The organism is Ruegeria discodermiae, from assembly GCF_030758345.1.
Lineage (GTDB): Bacteria > Pseudomonadota > Alphaproteobacteria > Rhodobacterales > Rhodobacteraceae > Ruegeria_C.
The window spans coordinates 1,068,679-1,083,561 of sequence record NZ_JAVAMO010000001.1 but is presented as its reverse complement, the minus strand read 5'-3'; the positions used below and the strand labels follow the sequence as shown (position 1 = coordinate 1,083,561).

At 60.9% G+C, this 14,883-nt stretch carries 14 protein-coding genes and 1 tRNA gene; 4 read left to right on the top strand and 11 right to left on the bottom strand.

Going from position 1 to position 14,883, the window contains the following annotated elements; translation table 11 throughout:
• Positions 1–22: 22 nt before the first annotated feature.
• Positions 23–1,318 carry a hypothetical protein gene (locus Q5Y75_RS05405; protein ID WP_306195066.1) on the top strand — a complete coding sequence of 432 codons (1,296 nt, stop codon included), beginning with the start codon at positions 23–25 and terminating at the stop codon, positions 1,316–1,318.
• A 263-nt stretch (positions 1,319–1,581) separates the two neighbouring features.
• Here Q5Y75_RS05405 and Q5Y75_RS05400 read toward each other — a convergent pair.
• The 5 genes from Q5Y75_RS05400 to Q5Y75_RS05380 form a co-directional block, all read right to left on the bottom strand.
• Positions 1,582–1,656, bottom strand: a tRNA-Glu gene (locus tag Q5Y75_RS05400).
• A gap of 104 nt (positions 1,657–1,760) precedes the next feature.
• Positions 1,761–3,512: a single-stranded-DNA-specific exonuclease RecJ gene (recJ, locus tag Q5Y75_RS05395; protein WP_306195064.1), complete on the bottom strand. Its 1,752-nt coding sequence runs from the start codon at positions 3,510–3,512 to the stop codon at positions 1,761–1,763.
• An 86-nt stretch (positions 3,513–3,598) separates the two neighbouring features.
• Complete coding sequence (gene glpX, locus Q5Y75_RS05390) at positions 3,599–4,576, bottom strand: class II fructose-bisphosphatase (protein WP_306195062.1); 978 nt, start codon at positions 4,574–4,576, stop codon at positions 3,599–3,601.
• A gap of 102 nt (positions 4,577–4,678) precedes the next feature.
• The gene (locus tag Q5Y75_RS05385; protein ID WP_306195060.1) at positions 4,679–5,965 is read right to left on the bottom strand and encodes a homoserine dehydrogenase; all 1,287 of its coding nucleotides are present in this window, start codon (positions 5,963–5,965) and stop codon (positions 4,679–4,681) included.
• A 107-nt stretch (positions 5,966–6,072) separates the two neighbouring features.
• Positions 6,073–6,360, bottom strand: coding sequence for a hypothetical protein (locus tag Q5Y75_RS05380; RefSeq protein ID WP_306195058.1), 288 nt, complete (start codon positions 6,358–6,360; stop codon positions 6,073–6,075).
• A 94-nt stretch (positions 6,361–6,454) separates the two neighbouring features.
• Between Q5Y75_RS05380 and Q5Y75_RS05375 the strand changes: the two genes are divergently transcribed.
• Positions 6,455–7,042 carry a TetR/AcrR family transcriptional regulator gene (locus Q5Y75_RS05375; protein ID WP_306195056.1) on the top strand — a complete coding sequence of 196 codons (588 nt, stop codon included), beginning with the start codon at positions 6,455–6,457 and terminating at the stop codon, positions 7,040–7,042.
• Positions 7,043–7,045: 3 nt separating this feature from the next.
• Here Q5Y75_RS05375 and Q5Y75_RS05370 read toward each other — a convergent pair whose 3' ends face one another.
• The 3 genes from Q5Y75_RS05370 to Q5Y75_RS05360 form a co-directional block, all read right to left on the bottom strand.
• Entirely contained in the window at positions 7,046–7,336 is a 291-nt protein-coding gene (locus Q5Y75_RS05370; RefSeq protein ID WP_306195054.1) for an ABM domain-containing protein, read from the bottom strand.
• Positions 7,337–7,386: 50 nt separating this feature from the next.
• On the bottom strand, positions 7,387–8,298 hold the full coding sequence (locus Q5Y75_RS05365) for a pirin family protein (protein WP_306195052.1): 912 nt from the start codon (positions 8,296–8,298) through the stop codon (positions 7,387–7,389).
• A gap of 171 nt (positions 8,299–8,469) precedes the next feature.
• Complete coding sequence (locus tag Q5Y75_RS05360; protein WP_306195049.1) at positions 8,470–9,648, bottom strand: 4Fe-4S double cluster binding domain-containing protein; 1,179 nt, start codon at positions 9,646–9,648, stop codon at positions 8,470–8,472.
• A 98-nt stretch (positions 9,649–9,746) separates the two neighbouring features.
• On the opposite strand from Q5Y75_RS05360, the gene Q5Y75_RS05355 reads away from it, so the two are divergent.
• Positions 9,747–10,217, top strand: a complete 471-nt coding sequence (locus tag Q5Y75_RS05355) for a hypothetical protein (protein WP_306195047.1) — start codon at positions 9,747–9,749, stop codon at positions 10,215–10,217.
• Here the strand turns inward: Q5Y75_RS05355 and Q5Y75_RS05350 are convergent.
• The 3 genes from Q5Y75_RS05350 to Q5Y75_RS05340 are packed head-to-tail and all read right to left on the bottom strand — an operon-like array spanning position 10,214 to position 13,000.
• Positions 10,214–10,762, bottom strand: a complete 549-nt coding sequence (locus Q5Y75_RS05350; protein WP_306195045.1) for a TadE/TadG family type IV pilus assembly protein — start codon at positions 10,760–10,762, stop codon at positions 10,214–10,216. The genes Q5Y75_RS05355 and Q5Y75_RS05350 overlap by 4 nt on opposite strands.
• Before the next feature lie 4 nt (positions 10,763–10,766).
• Positions 10,767–11,303 carry a TadE/TadG family type IV pilus assembly protein gene (locus Q5Y75_RS05345; RefSeq protein WP_306195043.1) on the bottom strand — a complete coding sequence of 179 codons (537 nt, stop codon included), beginning with the start codon at positions 11,301–11,303 and terminating at the stop codon, positions 10,767–10,769.
• Entirely contained in the window at positions 11,300–13,000 is a 1,701-nt protein-coding gene (locus Q5Y75_RS05340; protein WP_306195041.1) for a pilus assembly protein TadG-related protein, read from the bottom strand. The genes Q5Y75_RS05345 and Q5Y75_RS05340 overlap by 4 nt, the downstream gene beginning before the upstream one ends.
• Positions 13,001–13,446: 446 nt before the next feature.
• On the opposite strand from Q5Y75_RS05340, the gene Q5Y75_RS05335 reads away from it, so the two are divergent.
• The gene (locus Q5Y75_RS05335; protein WP_306195039.1) at positions 13,447–14,877 is read left to right on the top strand and encodes a Glu/Leu/Phe/Val family dehydrogenase; all 1,431 of its coding nucleotides are present in this window, start codon (positions 13,447–13,449) and stop codon (positions 14,875–14,877) included.
• Positions 14,878–14,883: the final 6 nt, after the last annotated feature.

The window sequence follows — 14,883 nt, the reverse complement described above, 5'->3', positions numbered from 1 at the left end:
TTCTCGTTCAAAGAAATTAGACATGTCGGTCGTGCGAAGCGGCCGGGAATCGTTCTATTGTCTTGTGAGTGTGTTGCTGATCAGGGAGGAAACGGATTTGGACGAGAGAAAAATAGCTATGGGTTTGGGAGGCGTGGTTGCCATTCTTCTGGTGATTGCGTTGTTTTCTTATGGGGGCGAAGAGGTGGATGTTAACGACGCCATCTCCGAGGCCATCTCAGGCACCGAAGATAAGATTGCTGCACTTGAAAACAAAATTGGCCAGCTTGAATCTTCGTTGAACGACGTGTCACAGAAGGCGGTCTCTTCGGCGAGTGCCGAGGATCTGGCATCGTTGGTATCGCGGGTTGAGGAACTGACGGGCCTACGAGACGAGATTGACGCGCTCTCGCAGAAATCCGCTTCGGTCACGGGAGAGATCAGCGGCATTCACGAAAGAATTGAGCAAACCGAGGCGGCCCTGGAGAAGGCGGTCCAATCGGCAGCGGCGGCGGCTATGGCCGTGGTTCAGCCCGCTGAGCCTGCGGAAGCGGAGGCCACACCAACAGGCGATACCGCAGCCCCAGCAGACACGGCGGAGTCTGACGCAAGCGCAACAACAGCCAATGCGGCTTCAAATGGCTTTACGCCGGGCGAAACGGCGATTTTCGATGACGGTGCTTTGGCAGTATTCGTGTCGCGTCTCATGCCCGAAAGCGCGCAGGCCGTCGTGTCTGTCAAGCAAGAGAGCAAGACTCTGACTGCCGGAAGCGGTGTGGTTCTGCCGGCCGGAGATAGCCACTGCAAGCTCTTGCTCGAAAGCGTTTCAGCCGATGGCGCTGTCCTTTCCGCGATATGTGGTGATGCCTTGCCCGCGCCCGAGGGGTATATGGCCGGTGATACGGCGCTGCTTAAGGATGGGGCTGTCCGCGTGTTCGTTTCTTTGGTGGGCGAAGATACTGCGCGCCTATCCGTAAATGGGCAGATGGTTAGCCTGCCGGTGCGCAGGTCCGCCCCGGTCTCGGAAGGAGAAGACAAATGCCGCGTCCGAGTCGATGACATTGACCGGGGGCATGTGCGCGTAAGTGCTGAATGTGGATCGGAAATATCGGTATCCAGCGCAGTGACGGCTGGCAAAACAGTCATCCTGGGCGATGGAGCTGCACGGATTTTTGTGGGTTCCGTGACCCCCGATGACAAGGTGCGTTTTGCGGTAAACGGCCAAACTCTGAGCACAGGTGCGTCGGGCGATAGCGTTGATATCGGCAACACATGCTCGGTCACGATCGAGGATGTCGCTGATGGTGCGGCCAGCTTCAGTTACGAGTGTGCAGAGTAGGGTAAGCAAAGCCGAGAAAACGCGTTTTGCGTCTTGGAATGGCAGGGGGACACTGACTCAGTGGAGGTCTCCCTGCCTCCCATCTTGTGGATTGGCATACATACTGACCGCGGCATAAATGCGCTGCAACCGATCCGAAGTGCGGAAACCTGCCGCGTGCCGGGAGGTGCCAGGATCAGATTTCATTTGCTGGGCAAAACGTCTGGCATTGCTGAGCCGCCGCTCAGAAATATATTTATATTCAGAGATTTAGAGGAAGCTTTTGGTAGCCCGTAGGGGAATCGAACCCCTCTTTCCAGGTTGAAAACCTGGCGTCCTAACCGATAGACGAACGGGCCACGCTAGCTTGTGGAGGGGCTTTTACGGTTTAGCGGGTAACCCTGCAAGCGGAAAAATGAGCTTTTTGGGGATTTTTTTGTCGGTTCGGCATTTCTCAATAATTTCATTGCCTTGCAGCCTCCGCTGCATCATCCAGACGCAGTTGGACGCTCTGGCGGCCGCCCCAGTTGTTGATCTCCAGCCGACCGGCAACGTGAAAGCGGGCGCCGCCATGGTTGCTCAACCGGGATCCCAGATCGCTGTCGAACGCGCCGAATGCGATCGCGTCTATGCCAGCCGACATTCCGTCGCTCAGCGACAGTTTCAAATGCGTCTCGCCCACCCGTTTGGCGAAGCGAACCGCAAGATCGGGCAGGGCGAAACGCGGGGCAGGGGCGCTGGCTCCAAAGGGTCCGGCCTCTTCCAGCCGTTCGATCAATTCGACCGTGGCCGCGCCGGGCATCAGCGCACCATCCAGCCGCAGGTCGCGGGCGCCGCCTTCTCCGGCGCCCTGTTTGGCCAGCATCTCAGACAGCCGTTCCATTGCCGGTTCCAGCTTGTCGCGCATCACTGTCAGACCTGCGGCCATCTTGTGCCCGCCGCCCTTGACCAGAAGCCCCTCGGCCGCCAGTCGCTGGATCGAAGCGCCCAGATCGACGCCCGGCACCGAGCGGCCCGAGCCCTTGCCCTCGTCTCCGTCAAAGCCGATCACGATGGCGGGACGATTGGCGGTGTCCTTCAGGCGCGAGGCCACGATGCCGACAACGCCGGGGTGCCAGCCGTCCCCGGCGGCCCAGACCAGCGGCGCGTCGAGCCCGCGCTCTTCACCCTGCGCCAGGGCTGCGGCACGCACGGCATTTTCGATCTCGCGCCGCTCGGTGTTCAACTGGTCCAACTGTTGCGCCAGCACTTCCGCTTCGACCATCGAATCGGTGGCCAGCAGCCGCGCGCCCAGATCGGCCTTGCCAATCCGCCCGCCCGCATTGACACGCGGCCCCAGCAGAAAGCCCAGATGGTAGGAGGTCGGCGCGGTTTCCATTCGCGCGATGTCGGACAGGGCGACGATGCCCGGGCGCTGGCGTGCCGCCATGACCTTGAGCCCCTGCCGCACCAGCGCGCGGTTCCCGCCCACCAGCGGGGCCACATCGGCCACGGTCGCCAGCGCCACCAGATCGAGCAGCGCCAGCAGGTCCGGGCCGGTGGGCTGGCCCGCCTCGCGCAATTGCCGTCGCGCTTCGACCAGCATCAGGAACACGACGGCGGCAGCGCAGAGGTAGCTCAGATCGCCGCTCTCATCCTGCCGGTTGGGGTTCACCACCGCCATACAGTCGGGCAGGGTTTCGGCACCCAGATGGTGGTCCAGCACGATCACATCCGCGCCTTTGGCCGCAGCGATCGGCTCGTGGCTGAGCGTGCCGCAATCGACGCAGATGATCAGGTCGTGTGACCGGGCCAGATCCGCCATGGCGGGGGCGTTGGGGCCATAGCCCTCGTCGATCCGGTCAGGCACATAGAGCGTCGCCTTAAGGCCCATCTGTCGCAGCCAGACCAGCAGCAGCGCCGCCGAACTGCCGCCATCCACGTCATAATCGGCAAAGATCGCGATCCGCTGCCGCTTGCTGACCGCGTCGAGGAACCGGGCGGCGGCGGCCTCCATATCCTTCAGACTGCGCGGATCAGGCAGCAGGTCTTTCAGGGTTGGGTGCAGAAATCCCCTGGCCTCGATCGCGGGCACGCCGCGGCGCGCCAGCACCTTGCACAGCGCATCGGGCAGGTCCGCCTGCTGCCGGATCATGTCGGCGGCGCGATCGGTATCTGTTGACGGTCCGACCCAGCGGCGCCCGGTCAGCGATGTCTCAACCCCAAGAAAGCTCATGGTCCCGTGTTCTCATTCCTGCCCGGACATGACAAGGCCGGACCTGATCGGCCCGGCCTGTGTTTTCTGACCAGCATGGTGCGCGGTTACTGATGCGAGTGCAGAGGCGTCCGGTAGGACATCCGGCGCACCGAGCCGGTCTTGGAGCGCATCAGCAGCGTCGTGGTCTCGACCCAGCCCGGCTCGCGCTTGATGCGCGGCAGCAGCGAGCCGCCGGTGACGCCGGTAGCGGCAAAGATCACATCCGAGGTCACCATCTCATCACGGGCATAAATCCGGTCCAGATCGGTGATCCCTGCCTTGGCGGCGCGGCCCTTTTCGTCATCATTGCGGAAGACGAGGCGGCCGAAGATCTGCCCGCCCATGCATTTCAGCGCGGCAGCGGCCAGCACGCCCTCGGGCGCCCCCCCCTGGCCCATATACATGTCGATGCCGGTGGTCTCGGATTCGGCGCAATGCATCACGCCTGCGACGTCGCCATCGGTGATCAGGCGGATCGACGCGCCGGTCTGGCGCACCTCGGCGATCATCGCCTCATGGCGCGGGCGCTCAAGGATGCAGACGGTGATGTCCGCCGCCGAACAGCCCTTGGCCTTGGCCAGCGCCTCGACCCGTTCCGCAGGGCTCATATCCAGCGACACGACACCTTCGGGGAATCCCGGCCCAACCGCCAACTTGTCCATGTAGACGTCCGGCGCATGCAGCATCGAGCCGCGCGGACCCATGGCGATAACGGTCAGCGCATTGGGCATATCCTTGGCGGTGAGCGTCGTGCCCTCCAGAGGATCCAGCGCGATATCGACGCCGGGGCCGTCGCCCGTGCCGACCTCTTCGCCGATATAGAGCATCGGGGCCTCGTCGCGCTCGCCTTCGCCGATCACCACGACACCCGCGATATCAAGCAGGTTCAATTGCTCGCGCATGGCGTTCACGGCCGCCTGATCAGCGGCCTTTTCGTCGCCCCGTCCCACAAGCGAGGCTGAGGCCAGCGCCGCCTGTTCGGCCACGCGGGCAAGCCCCAGCGATAGCATCCGGTCATTGAAATCATATTTGGCGGGGCTCATTGCAAAGTCCTTTGGTCATTTGAACACGTGTTTCGGGGATAGCGCGGCTTGCACCAGCACGGCAAGAGATTTGGCGGGGCAGGGAGCGTCCCTGCCACCCGCTCATACCTCTTCGATCCTGAGCGCCACGGGTTGTTCTGCGATGACATCGGTCCGGTCAAACGCCTCAAGCGCGTCATCGAGCGCGGCGCGGGTGGTTTTGTGGGTCACGATCAGCACCGGCGCCTTGGTGTCGCTATGACCGTATTGGCGCATCCGGTCGATGGAGACACCCGCGTCGCCCAGAATCGAGGCCACCTTGGCCAGTGCTCCGGGTTTGTCCAGCAGCGCCATGCGCAGATAATAGGGGGCGGGCAGGCCGGTGCGGGCGGGTTGCGCCGCCTCCAGCGTGGTTGCCGGCTGCCCGAAGGTCGAGATGCGCAGACCGCGCGCCAGATCGCAGATATCGCCGACAACGGCGCTGGCGGTCGGGCCTTCGCCCGCGCCGGGGCCGCGCAGCACGATCTGTTCGACCGCGTCGCCTTCGATCACCACCATATTCGTGCCGCCCTCAAGCTGGCCCAACGGAGATTGCGCAGGCACCAGACAGGGCTGCATACGCTGTTCCAAGCCGCGAGCGGTGCGTTGGGCCACGCCTAGCAGCTTGATACGGAAGCCCATATCGGCGGCCTGACGGATGTCTTCCAGACTGATCCGCTGGATGCCTTCCAGCACCACGTCGTCGAAATTCGGCTTGGTGCCGAAGGCAATGGAGGCCAGCAATGCCAGCTTGTGCCCGGCATCGATACCGCCCACGTCCAGATTGGGGTCGGCCTCCAGATAGCCCAACCGCTCGGCTTCCTCGAACAGGGCGTTATAGCCCAGACCGTCCGCTTCCATCCGGGTGAGTATATAGTTGCAGGTGCCGTTCATCACGCCCATGACGCGGGTGATCTCATTGCCCGCCAGACCTTCGGTCAGTGACTTGATCACCGGGATGCCCCCGGCAACGGCGGCCTCGAAGCGGATCACATGACCCGAGGCCTCGGCCTGTTCAGCCAGCGCCTGACCGTGAATGGCCAGCAGCGCCTTGTTGGCGGTGACCACATCCTTGCCCGCCGCCAGCGCTGCCTCTGTTGCGTCCTTGGCGGTGCCCTCGGAGCCGCCCATCAGCTCAACAAAAACATCCACGTCGTCGCGCTGCGCCAGCGCAACCGGGTCGCTTTCCCAGACATAGGAGGACAGGCTGACGCCGCGATCCTTGCTGGCATCGCGGGCCGATACGGCGGTGATCTCGATCCGTCGCCCGGTGCGTTTTTCCAATAGGTCGGCCTGACGTCGTATGATCTTGACGACACCGGTGCCGACGGTTCCCAAACCTGCAATCCCTAACCGCAGCGGCTGCGCCATGTCTCACCGGTCCTTTCTGCTCGTATTGGCCGCGCCTTTGCAGCGGCATGTCACTTGCGACCGTGCCTTATCGGGTTCACCGGGCCGGTGCAATGGAGCGTGGTGGCTTATTGGGCGTTGTCGGGCGTGGTTGCGCCATCATCGGGCTGTGGCGCCTGCAATTGCCGCGCGCGGTTCTGCAGCGCGGCGGCGCGCGCCTCCAGCTCTTCCTCGATCTCTTGCGCTTCGGCTTGCGGATCGACCGGCGGGCCAAGCGCGTCCTCCAGCGGGATGAGTGCGGGATATCTGCTATTGCGCAGTTGCGGGCTGATCTCGTCATCAAGCTCGGGCACATTGGTGCAGGCGGTCACTGCCAGCAGCATCGCCCCGATCAACACAAGAACCCGTCCCGTCATGCACTTACATCCTTCCACATACCGGTGATGCAACGGCATGGCTGCGCGCGCAAGTGGGGTTTTATCTGAACATATGTTCAGATAGCTTTGTCTCATGGCACGTACCCAAGGTTCGCATTCCGACATTACCGGCCCGCGCATTCAGGCAGCGGCGCTGGAGCTTTTTGCCCGGCACGGCTATGCCGCCGTCTCGATGCGCCAGATTGCGGCGCAGGTGGGGGTGCAGGCCGGGGCGCTTTATAACTACATCCCCGACAAGCAGACGCTGCTGTTCCGGCTGATGCGGGATCATATGGAGACGCTTCTGGACACGCGGCGCATGCAGGCGGGGGCGGGTGATCCCGAAGCGCGTTTGCGTGATTTCGTCCGCTTCCACATCCGCTTTCATCTGGAACGGCCCGATGCGGTGTTCATCGCTTATATGGAGTTGCGCAACCTCACCCCCGAAAACTTCGCCCGGATAGAGGAGTTGCGCGGAGACTATGAGCGCGACCTGCAGGACATCCTGCGCGATGGCAGTGCTGCGGGGGTGTTTTCGGTGCCCGACACCAAGCTTGCCACGCTGGGGGTCATTGCCATGCTGAACGGGGTCAACACCTGGTATCGCAGCGGCGGGCGGCTGTCGCTGGACGAGGTCGAGGCGGTCTATTGGTCGATGGTGCGCAAGGCGGTGGCCGCCTGACGGCTAGGCCATATCGAAATGGTGCAGAAAGCGGTCGCGCACGATGCCTTCTTCTTCCGGCATGATATGGGGCTTCTGCCAGTCTTCCCCGGCAAAGGCCGCGAGCGACGCTACAGAGTCCCAAACCATCACCAGACAGAACTCGTTCGGAGATTCGGGGCGGGGCAACCCGGCGGTGATCGAGACCAGCCCGGTTTGCTCGCGCATCAGGGGCAGGGCGGTCTGGGTCAGGAATGTGCGAAGCTCATCAACGCGCTCTTCATAGATAATGGCGCGAAATATGCGGATGATCATGATGGCCTCCCTCTTTTGAAAGGAGGCCATTCTAGCACAATTACGCGGGTTCAGTGCGCCGGGCGGATGAAGGTGCCATTGCGCAGGTCGCGCATCGCCTGTTGCAACTCGGCCTGCGTGTTCATCACGATGGGCCCGTGCCAGGCGACCGGCTCGGCAATCGGTGCGCCCGAGATCAGCAAGAAACGCACACCCTCGGGGCCTGCCTGCACCGTAATCTCATCCCCGGTGCCAAAGCGCACCAGTGTGCGGTCGCCTGACAGGTCGCGGATATTGACCTCTTCGCCCGCAACTTCCTTTTCCAGCAACACACCGCTGGGCGCAGAGGCATCGGCAAACGCCGCCTGACCTTCGAAGATATAGGCGAACGCGCGTCGATAGGTGTCGATGCGGAAGGTCTTGCGCACCCCGGCTGGTATCTGGATGTCCAGATATTGCGGGTCAGCGGCGATACCGTCCACCGGACCGGTCTTGCCCCAGAACGACCCCACGATCACCTTAACGCGCGTGCCGTCATCATCGATCACCTCCGGAATCTCGCCCGAGGCCACATCCTGATACCGCGGGGCCGTCATCTTTTGGCTGGCGGGCAGGTTGCCCCAGAGCTGGAACCCATGCATCTGGCCCGCCGCGTTGCCCTGCGGCATCTCCTGATGCATGATCCCCGACCCTGCGGTCATCCATTGCACATCGCCCGCACCCAACGTGCCGGTATTGCCCAGCGAGTCGCCATGTTCGACGGTGCCGGACAATACGTAAGTAATCGTCTCGATCCCGCGATGGGGGTGCCAGGGGAAGCCGCGCAGGTAATCCTCGGGATGGTCATTGCGGAAATCGTCAAACAGCAGGAACGGGTCCAACTCGCTAGGGTCCTGAAAGCCGAAAGCGCGGTGCAGCTTTACGCCGGCCCCTTCGATATGCGGCATGGCTTTTCGGGTTTCGATGGTGGGTCTGAGGGACATAGTTTGCCTCCTTCAATGTCGGTTTGGGACAAAGCTATGGGTTTTGCCCGGCAGGGCAATTGCCGCCATTCGAACGATGGGTGTGCGATTTTGCGCAGCAACGCTGCTGTGCTGATCATCGCTGGTGCAAAGGGTAACTAACAAGTAATATCAGATACCTAGGCGTAAAGGTTAATCTGTCTCCTGCCACCATGCACTTGGCTTGACCCGTCCACCTCGCTTGCGGTCGAGCCAAAGCGCAAGCTTGCGCAAGCGCGACAGCGCCAGTTTCAGCCAGAGCCGGTCGCGCAACCGGGTGAAGTCGCGGTTGAACGGACAGACCCGCATACAGATCGCGCAATCGGTGGACAGTTTGGCCCAGAAGCCAAAGCATTTCTCGGCATCCGATGTCCATTTGCGCACGCCCTTTATCGCGGATAGATTCGCCGTTTCAGTCGAAGGCGGCCCATAAGGCAAGGCTTTGACCGGGCAGGCATCGGCGCATTTGGTGCAGATATCACAGAAGGCCCGCACGCCCAGCGGGCGGGGCAGGTCGTGGGCCAGCGGTAGATCGGTGAAAATCTTGGAAAACCGCAGGCGCGGGCCGAATTCCGGGGTGATCACCATCTGGTTGCGGGCATATTCACCCAGGCCTGCCTTGATCGCATAGGGGATCACCAGCCCGGTATCGTTCATCGACGCCACCGCGCGATAGCCCAGATTGCGGATATAGCCCGCCACCTGCATCACCACTGCGGCCTCGTGGCTGTATTCCCGCCCCGTCGCCGCACCGGCCAGCGCCGAAGGGTAGGTGGCGACCAACTCCTTATCCATCTCATGGCCCAGCACGATCACCGATGTCATGCCGTCTGGCAGGTCCGAGGGTGCTTCGCTCATGTCGCGGGTATCGACGCGTGCCGTGTAGAGCCAGCGTGTATCCAACTCGGTGATGCCGCAAAGATCGGCGCCGAAGAAGGCGGCGACCCGTTTGATTTCCGCAGACATTTTATCGGGCGCGTCGATCTCGACCGCCTTGGGGGCAACCGGCGTGTCATCGCTGATCGCGGCCTGAAACCCTTCGCGGCGCCCCTGATCGGCGTAGCGATTGGTCATCACGTCCGAGATCAGCCAGGCCGCATTGCGCAGGGCAAAGTCACGCTGCGAAAACCCGTCGCCCCGGCGCGGTGTCGCATCCATCCGGTAGGAGCTGAAGAACTTGTCGCTGTGCTTGGATTTGACCCGATCATCCCACATCGCGCGCGTGAAGATGTCGTTACGCTGGCTGAATCGTTCGAAGGCCTCCGTCACCTCGATCCCCGCCGCGGCATCGGTGGGTCGAGTCAGTGCATCACGATTTGCAGGATAGACCATGGCGTCAGGCTAGCCACGAGGCGAAGACAGGGCAATCCCCTCTGTTCGCTGCTCATGTGATGGAGTAAGCAGGCGGGCGCAACAGGCGGAGGGGCAGCATGTCGGATGAGGTTTTGGCGGTCATTGAGGCATCCGCTCCACGGCGGTGGTTTGCGATAGCCATCCTATGCGCATTGGGAGTCTTGGTGTTCTACGTCGCGCTTGCGACCCCGCCTGCGCCAGGATGGCAACTGTTTCTGATCGGGGCAGGGGGGCTGTCGATCTGGCTGGCTCTGCGTCTTTATCGGGCCACCGAACACCGGATCGAGCTGACCGCGACCCAACTGCGCAGCAGCGCGGGCGTGGTGATCGCCGAGATTTCCGAAATCGAAGCCCTGGATCGGGGCGCGTTTGCCTTCAAACCCTCGAACGGGTTTCTGATCCGCATGAAAAACCCCGGTGGCCGTACATGGCAACCGGGGCTCTGGTGGCGCCTGGGACGCCGTATCGGTATCGGCGGTGTCACGCCGGGGTCTCAGGGCAAGTTCATGGCCGAGGCCATCGCCACCCTGATGGCAGAGCGAGACTAAAGCTCGGCGCGCACCAGCCCGGTGAAACGCGGCCGCGTAAAGACAAGGTTCTCCATGTCGGTGATGTTCACACCGACCGCAAAGGGCGGGACATAGGTGTTCGACGTTTCGACCAGAATGACCCGTTCCTCATCCGGCATGATCGGCAGGCGATCGCGGATTTCCGCAAGCCGGTCGTCATCCATCGCATTCGTAAAGCCGCGATTTGCCGACCAGTCCAGATAATATCCGTCGGTATCCTCGTCATAGTGAACGACGCTGATGCGCACGCGGCTTTCCGAGCCGGGCTTGGTCATCAGCCCGAACACTGTGGCCATCGAGTCGATATAAGTATTGTTGATAACCTCGGTCTCGCGTGAAACGAGGTCGCCGATCGTATAGGCCGCCTTGAGGTTCAGCGCGTTGGCTCTGTAAGCGTCCAAGAACGTGAAGACCGCCAGGAACGCCCAAAACAGCAGGGGCAGCATCATGAGGGCTTCGACCGAAATTGCGCCGTTTTCCTCTTTCGAGAAGCGCTTAAGTCTGGGTGCAATAAAAGGTACCATGATTTTACTGAGGCTCCTGCACAAAGGCGGTTGTCGCAAACAGCCGATACTTGCCGTCTTCGTTGTCGGCCAAGGCGGCGCCAAGGTGGCTTGTGGGCAGGATCGGAGAGATCAGGACACAGGCGTGCATCACCATCAGCTCGTTGCTTTGACCATTGGTAAATCTGTATTGCGGGTTGATCACTTCGACCCGGTCGATGCAATCGGCCCCTTCCTGGGTGGTTACCGCGACGCGGGGATCCACCGGCACCAACTCCAGCCTGAGATTGCTATTGCAATCCTCAATGAACTCTGCCCGCTCGCAAATGGTTTGTTTGACATCATCATGTTCGTAATGCGTGCCGGTGCTGAGGCGGATGTCGCGAACGGTCGTGTCCACGGCCCGCTCTAGCATTCCGCGATGGATGTTCAACATCGCCATCTCGGCGCCGGAGGCGACAAGGAACATCACGACAGGGAACACCATTACGAATTCGATGGTCGCAGTGCCGCTTTCGTTACGAAGAACACGGCGGAGGCGTTTCAGGAAACCAGGTCTCATTGTGTCAACCTCAGTTTGCGGATCGACGATCCGATGGACGAGAAGGCCTCGTCAATCGTCAACTCGTTGGATGCGTCGCCGACTTTGTAGAAATGATTGTCAGAGCTTGCGCAGTAATCCAGCAGCGTTGCGCCGGATTCCGGTGCCTCGAAAGCGATGCTGTAGATGTAGGCGCCGCGTTCGGGGGATTTCACCAGGTCGCACATCGCTCTGACGCGCTGGTCCTTGGTATCGTTGTAGGTCCAATCGACAACCGAGTTATACCAATTGCCTGCAGCCGAACTGCCCATCCAGTCATCAAGAAGGTTGCGCACGTAGCGAACAGAGGTCTGTTCCCACAGCTCGGCATAGTCAAGCCGGGCCGCGTTGCCACCCTCTTCTTTGGTTTCGGTCTGGTATTCATACCAGCAATTGTAGTAGCCGCAGACACGGACCCGGGTCTGGATTTCATATTCCGATCCGGGCTGCGCGCCATAGGCATGGTCCTGCCAGATGCCCTCATGATGCCAGAAATACTGGTTGGTGGAGTCGTTGTAGCTGGAATAAACTTTTTCCGCGCCATTCCACCAGATATTCGATGGGCCTTCCCGGTAGGGGGCTTTGATCGCGCCCTGATCGGTATTTGCGCCATCGGTCATCAGCACCAAAACCTTCATCGCGTCGCCGCTGTTATAGGCTGAGGGCCGATCGGCAAACTCGCTGGGAACCGTGGCACTCTCGGAGCCGTCCGCCATTGCGGAGATCATGTCGGCCGTGCTGTCATCAAGAAGGGCGGCGCCCCACTTCATGCCGATATCGATTGAGGTGTTGCCCCAGGCACGCAGCTCGTCGATATAGGTGTTGATCGCATTTGCGTCCTTCTGAAACGGCAGAATCTCGCGGTTGTTGCGGCTTACGCTGCCGTCTGTTTCGCCCTCTTCAATCAGAACACCATCGTCGCACATCTCATAGTAGACGCGCTTGTTTTCGGCACGCAGATCGAAGGCGTAACTGCTCCAGGGCCAGGGCGACATATGCAGTGTGCGCTCACGCTCACGGCCCAGATCCATCGAGGTTGTCAGGAACTCGTCATCCGAGAAGTTGATGCAGTTGGCATGATCGTTCTGACCGCTCAGGCTCAGATGCGGCAGCATGCTGTCCGGAAAGGACACCTGCGTGGCATAAGGAATGATTGAGATCGACAGGTCGCCATCGCGGGTATTCGCCGACATCTGGTTGACGAAATTCTTCGCCGCAACTTTCAGATCGACCAGCCTGTTATAGCTGTTCATCGAACCGGATACATCCAGCACCAGCGAAATCTCGACCTCGCCGATGCGTTCTTCGGCAACGCTGTGTGCCTGTACATTCAACGTGTCGATACCGGACAGATGCATAAACTGCGTCGGAAAGCTGGATCGGGCGGTTGCTTCGACGATCCGATACCCCAGCGGGCCGATATTCTCTTCACCCGAGAATTCCGGAGTGACGATGATATCGGTGTCCCGGTCGATATAGTCCTGCAGGCCTTCCTTGGTCAGATAGTCCATGACCACGTCTTTGGGGTCCTGGGTCTGATCGAGGTCGGCAGCGGCCAGCACCGCCCGGTCCAGAACGCCTTGCAGGCGGGCCCGGTCGCGTTCGTGACGCATCACGTCTACGCCGATGCCCCCCAATGCGATGATGATGAGAAAAATGTAGCACGAGAAAATCGTCATGGATCCCGTGTCATCCGACAGGAATGACCTGCCGCGTTTGTGAAATTGTTTGGCCGCACGACGCCCCCATACGTGCGGTTTGTTAACATGGTTGTGCATACTACACCTCTATCCCCCGGACCCGATGATCCAATTCCGAAGACATACTTCAGACTTACTTCGACTATCCTAGATGCGCTGGGAACATGGCGATAATTGGGCATAACCCGCCCCAAACCTAGATTAATAGGGGCAATTCGCGGACACTTATGCGTGCATTTGGGCTTCTGTTTCCCGCCACGCGACAGTGCCACAATGCGGCCCCGGTATCAGCTGATTCGCGCCAGAGACCTGAAAGAGTGGTTAGCAACATGCTCAAAAATGTCGCATCGCCGCGTCGAACCTGCTTAAGGTGGCGATAACACTCGATGTGTATGGCGAGTCGCATAAGGTCAGGGAGGACCAATATGAGCCCAAGGAACGAACCCAGTTTTCGCGAGAGTGTGGACCTGATGTTCAACAGGGCGGTCGCCCTGATGGACCTGCCTCCGGGCCTCGAAGAAAAGATACGGGTTTGCAACGCCACCTACACGGTCCGGTTCGGCGTGCGGCTTCGTGGGCAGATTCAAACCTTTGTTGGCTACCGTTCGGTGCATTCCGAACATATGGAGCCGGTGAAGGGGGGCATTCGTTATGCGCCATCGGTCAATCAGGACGAGGTCGAGGCGCTGGCGGCGCTGATGACCTATAAATGTGCGCTGGTCGAGGCACCCTTTGGCGGCTCCAAAGGTGGCCTCTGTATCGATCCGCGCCAATATGACGAGCATGAGTTGGAACAGATAACCCGCCGTTTCGCCTATGAGCTGGCCAAGCGCGACCTGATCCACCCCTCGCAGAACGTGCCTGCCCCGGACATGGGGACCGGTGAGCGCGAGATGGCCTGGATCGCGGACCAGTACATGCGGATGAACACCACCGACATCAATGGCCGCGCCTGCGTGACGGGCAAGCCAATCAATGCCGGCGGTATTCAGGGCCGGACCGAGGCCACCGGGCGCGGCGTTCAATATGCGCTGCGCGAGTTCTTCCGGGACAAGCGCGATATGGACAAGGCGGGCATGACCGGCTCGCTCGATGGCAAGCGGGTAATCGTGCAGGGGCTGGGCAACGTGGGCTTCCACGCCGCCAAGTTCCTGTCAGAAGAGGATGGCTCCAAGATCATCGGTATCATCGAGCGCGACGGCGGCATCTATAACGCTGACGGGTTGGATGTGGAGGGTGTGCGCAATTGGATCGTCAAACATGGTGGCGTCTCCGGCTTCCCGGATGCCACCCATGTGGCGGACGGCGCGGTCCTGCTGGAAGAAGACTGCGACATCCTTATCCCGGCGGCGCTGGAAGGGGTGATCAACCTCAGCAACGCCGAACGCATCAAGGCTCCGCTGATCATCGAGGCCGCAAATGGCCCCGTTACTGCAGGTGCCGACGAGGTGCTGCGCAAGAAAGGCTGCGTGATCATTCCCGACATGTATGCCAATGCCGGTGGTGTGACGGTGTCCTATTTCGAGTGGGTCAAGAACCTCAGCCATATCCGCTTTGGCCGGATGCAGCGCCGCCAGGAAGAGGCACGCCACCAGTTGGTCATCGACGAGTTGCAGCGGCTTGACGATTATCTGGGCGACAAATGGTCGATGTCTCCGGATTTCAAGGACAAGTATCTGCGTGGCGCGGGCGAATTGGAACTTGTGCGTTCGGGTCTCGATGACACGATGCGGATCGCCTATCAGTCGATGCGCAATGTCTGGCATGACCGGGCCGATATCGAGGACCTGCGCACGGCGGCCTATATCGTCTCGATCGAAAAGGTTGCGGCCAGCTATCGTGCCAAAGGGCTCTGACCCAGG

Excerpts from the sequence above, each read along its gene's own strand:
- Q5Y75_RS05405 (WP_306195066.1), top strand. The coding sequence starts at position 23 with ATGTCGGTCGTGCGAAGCGGCCGGGAATCGTTCTATTGTCTTGTGAGT.
- recJ (WP_306195064.1), bottom strand. The coding sequence starts at position 3,512 with ATGAGCTTTCTTGGGGTTGAGACATCGCTGACCGGGCGCCGCTGGGTC.
- glpX (WP_306195062.1), bottom strand. The coding sequence starts at position 4,576 with ATGAGCCCCGCCAAATATGATTTCAATGACCGGATGCTATCGCTGGGG.
- Q5Y75_RS05385 (WP_306195060.1), bottom strand. The coding sequence starts at position 5,965 with ATGGCGCAGCCGCTGCGGTTAGGGATTGCAGGTTTGGGAACCGTCGGC.
- Q5Y75_RS05380 (WP_306195058.1), bottom strand. The coding sequence starts at position 6,360 with ATGACGGGACGGGTTCTTGTGTTGATCGGGGCGATGCTGCTGGCAGTG.
- Q5Y75_RS05375 (WP_306195056.1), top strand. The coding sequence starts at position 6,455 with ATGGCACGTACCCAAGGTTCGCATTCCGACATTACCGGCCCGCGCATT.
- Q5Y75_RS05370 (WP_306195054.1), bottom strand. The coding sequence starts at position 7,336 with ATGATCATCCGCATATTTCGCGCCATTATCTATGAAGAGCGCGTTGAT.
- Q5Y75_RS05365 (WP_306195052.1), bottom strand. The coding sequence starts at position 8,298 with ATGTCCCTCAGACCCACCATCGAAACCCGAAAAGCCATGCCGCATATC.
- Q5Y75_RS05360 (WP_306195049.1), bottom strand. The coding sequence starts at position 9,648 with ATGGTCTATCCTGCAAATCGTGATGCACTGACTCGACCCACCGATGCC.
- Q5Y75_RS05355 (WP_306195047.1), top strand. The coding sequence starts at position 9,747 with ATGTCGGATGAGGTTTTGGCGGTCATTGAGGCATCCGCTCCACGGCGG.
- Q5Y75_RS05350 (WP_306195045.1), bottom strand. The coding sequence starts at position 10,762 with ATGGTACCTTTTATTGCACCCAGACTTAAGCGCTTCTCGAAAGAGGAA.
- Q5Y75_RS05345 (WP_306195043.1), bottom strand. The coding sequence starts at position 11,303 with ATGAGACCTGGTTTCCTGAAACGCCTCCGCCGTGTTCTTCGTAACGAA.
- Q5Y75_RS05340 (WP_306195041.1), bottom strand. The coding sequence starts at position 13,000 with ATGACGATTTTCTCGTGCTACATTTTTCTCATCATCATCGCATTGGGG.
- Q5Y75_RS05335 (WP_306195039.1), top strand. The coding sequence starts at position 13,447 with ATGAGCCCAAGGAACGAACCCAGTTTTCGCGAGAGTGTGGACCTGATG.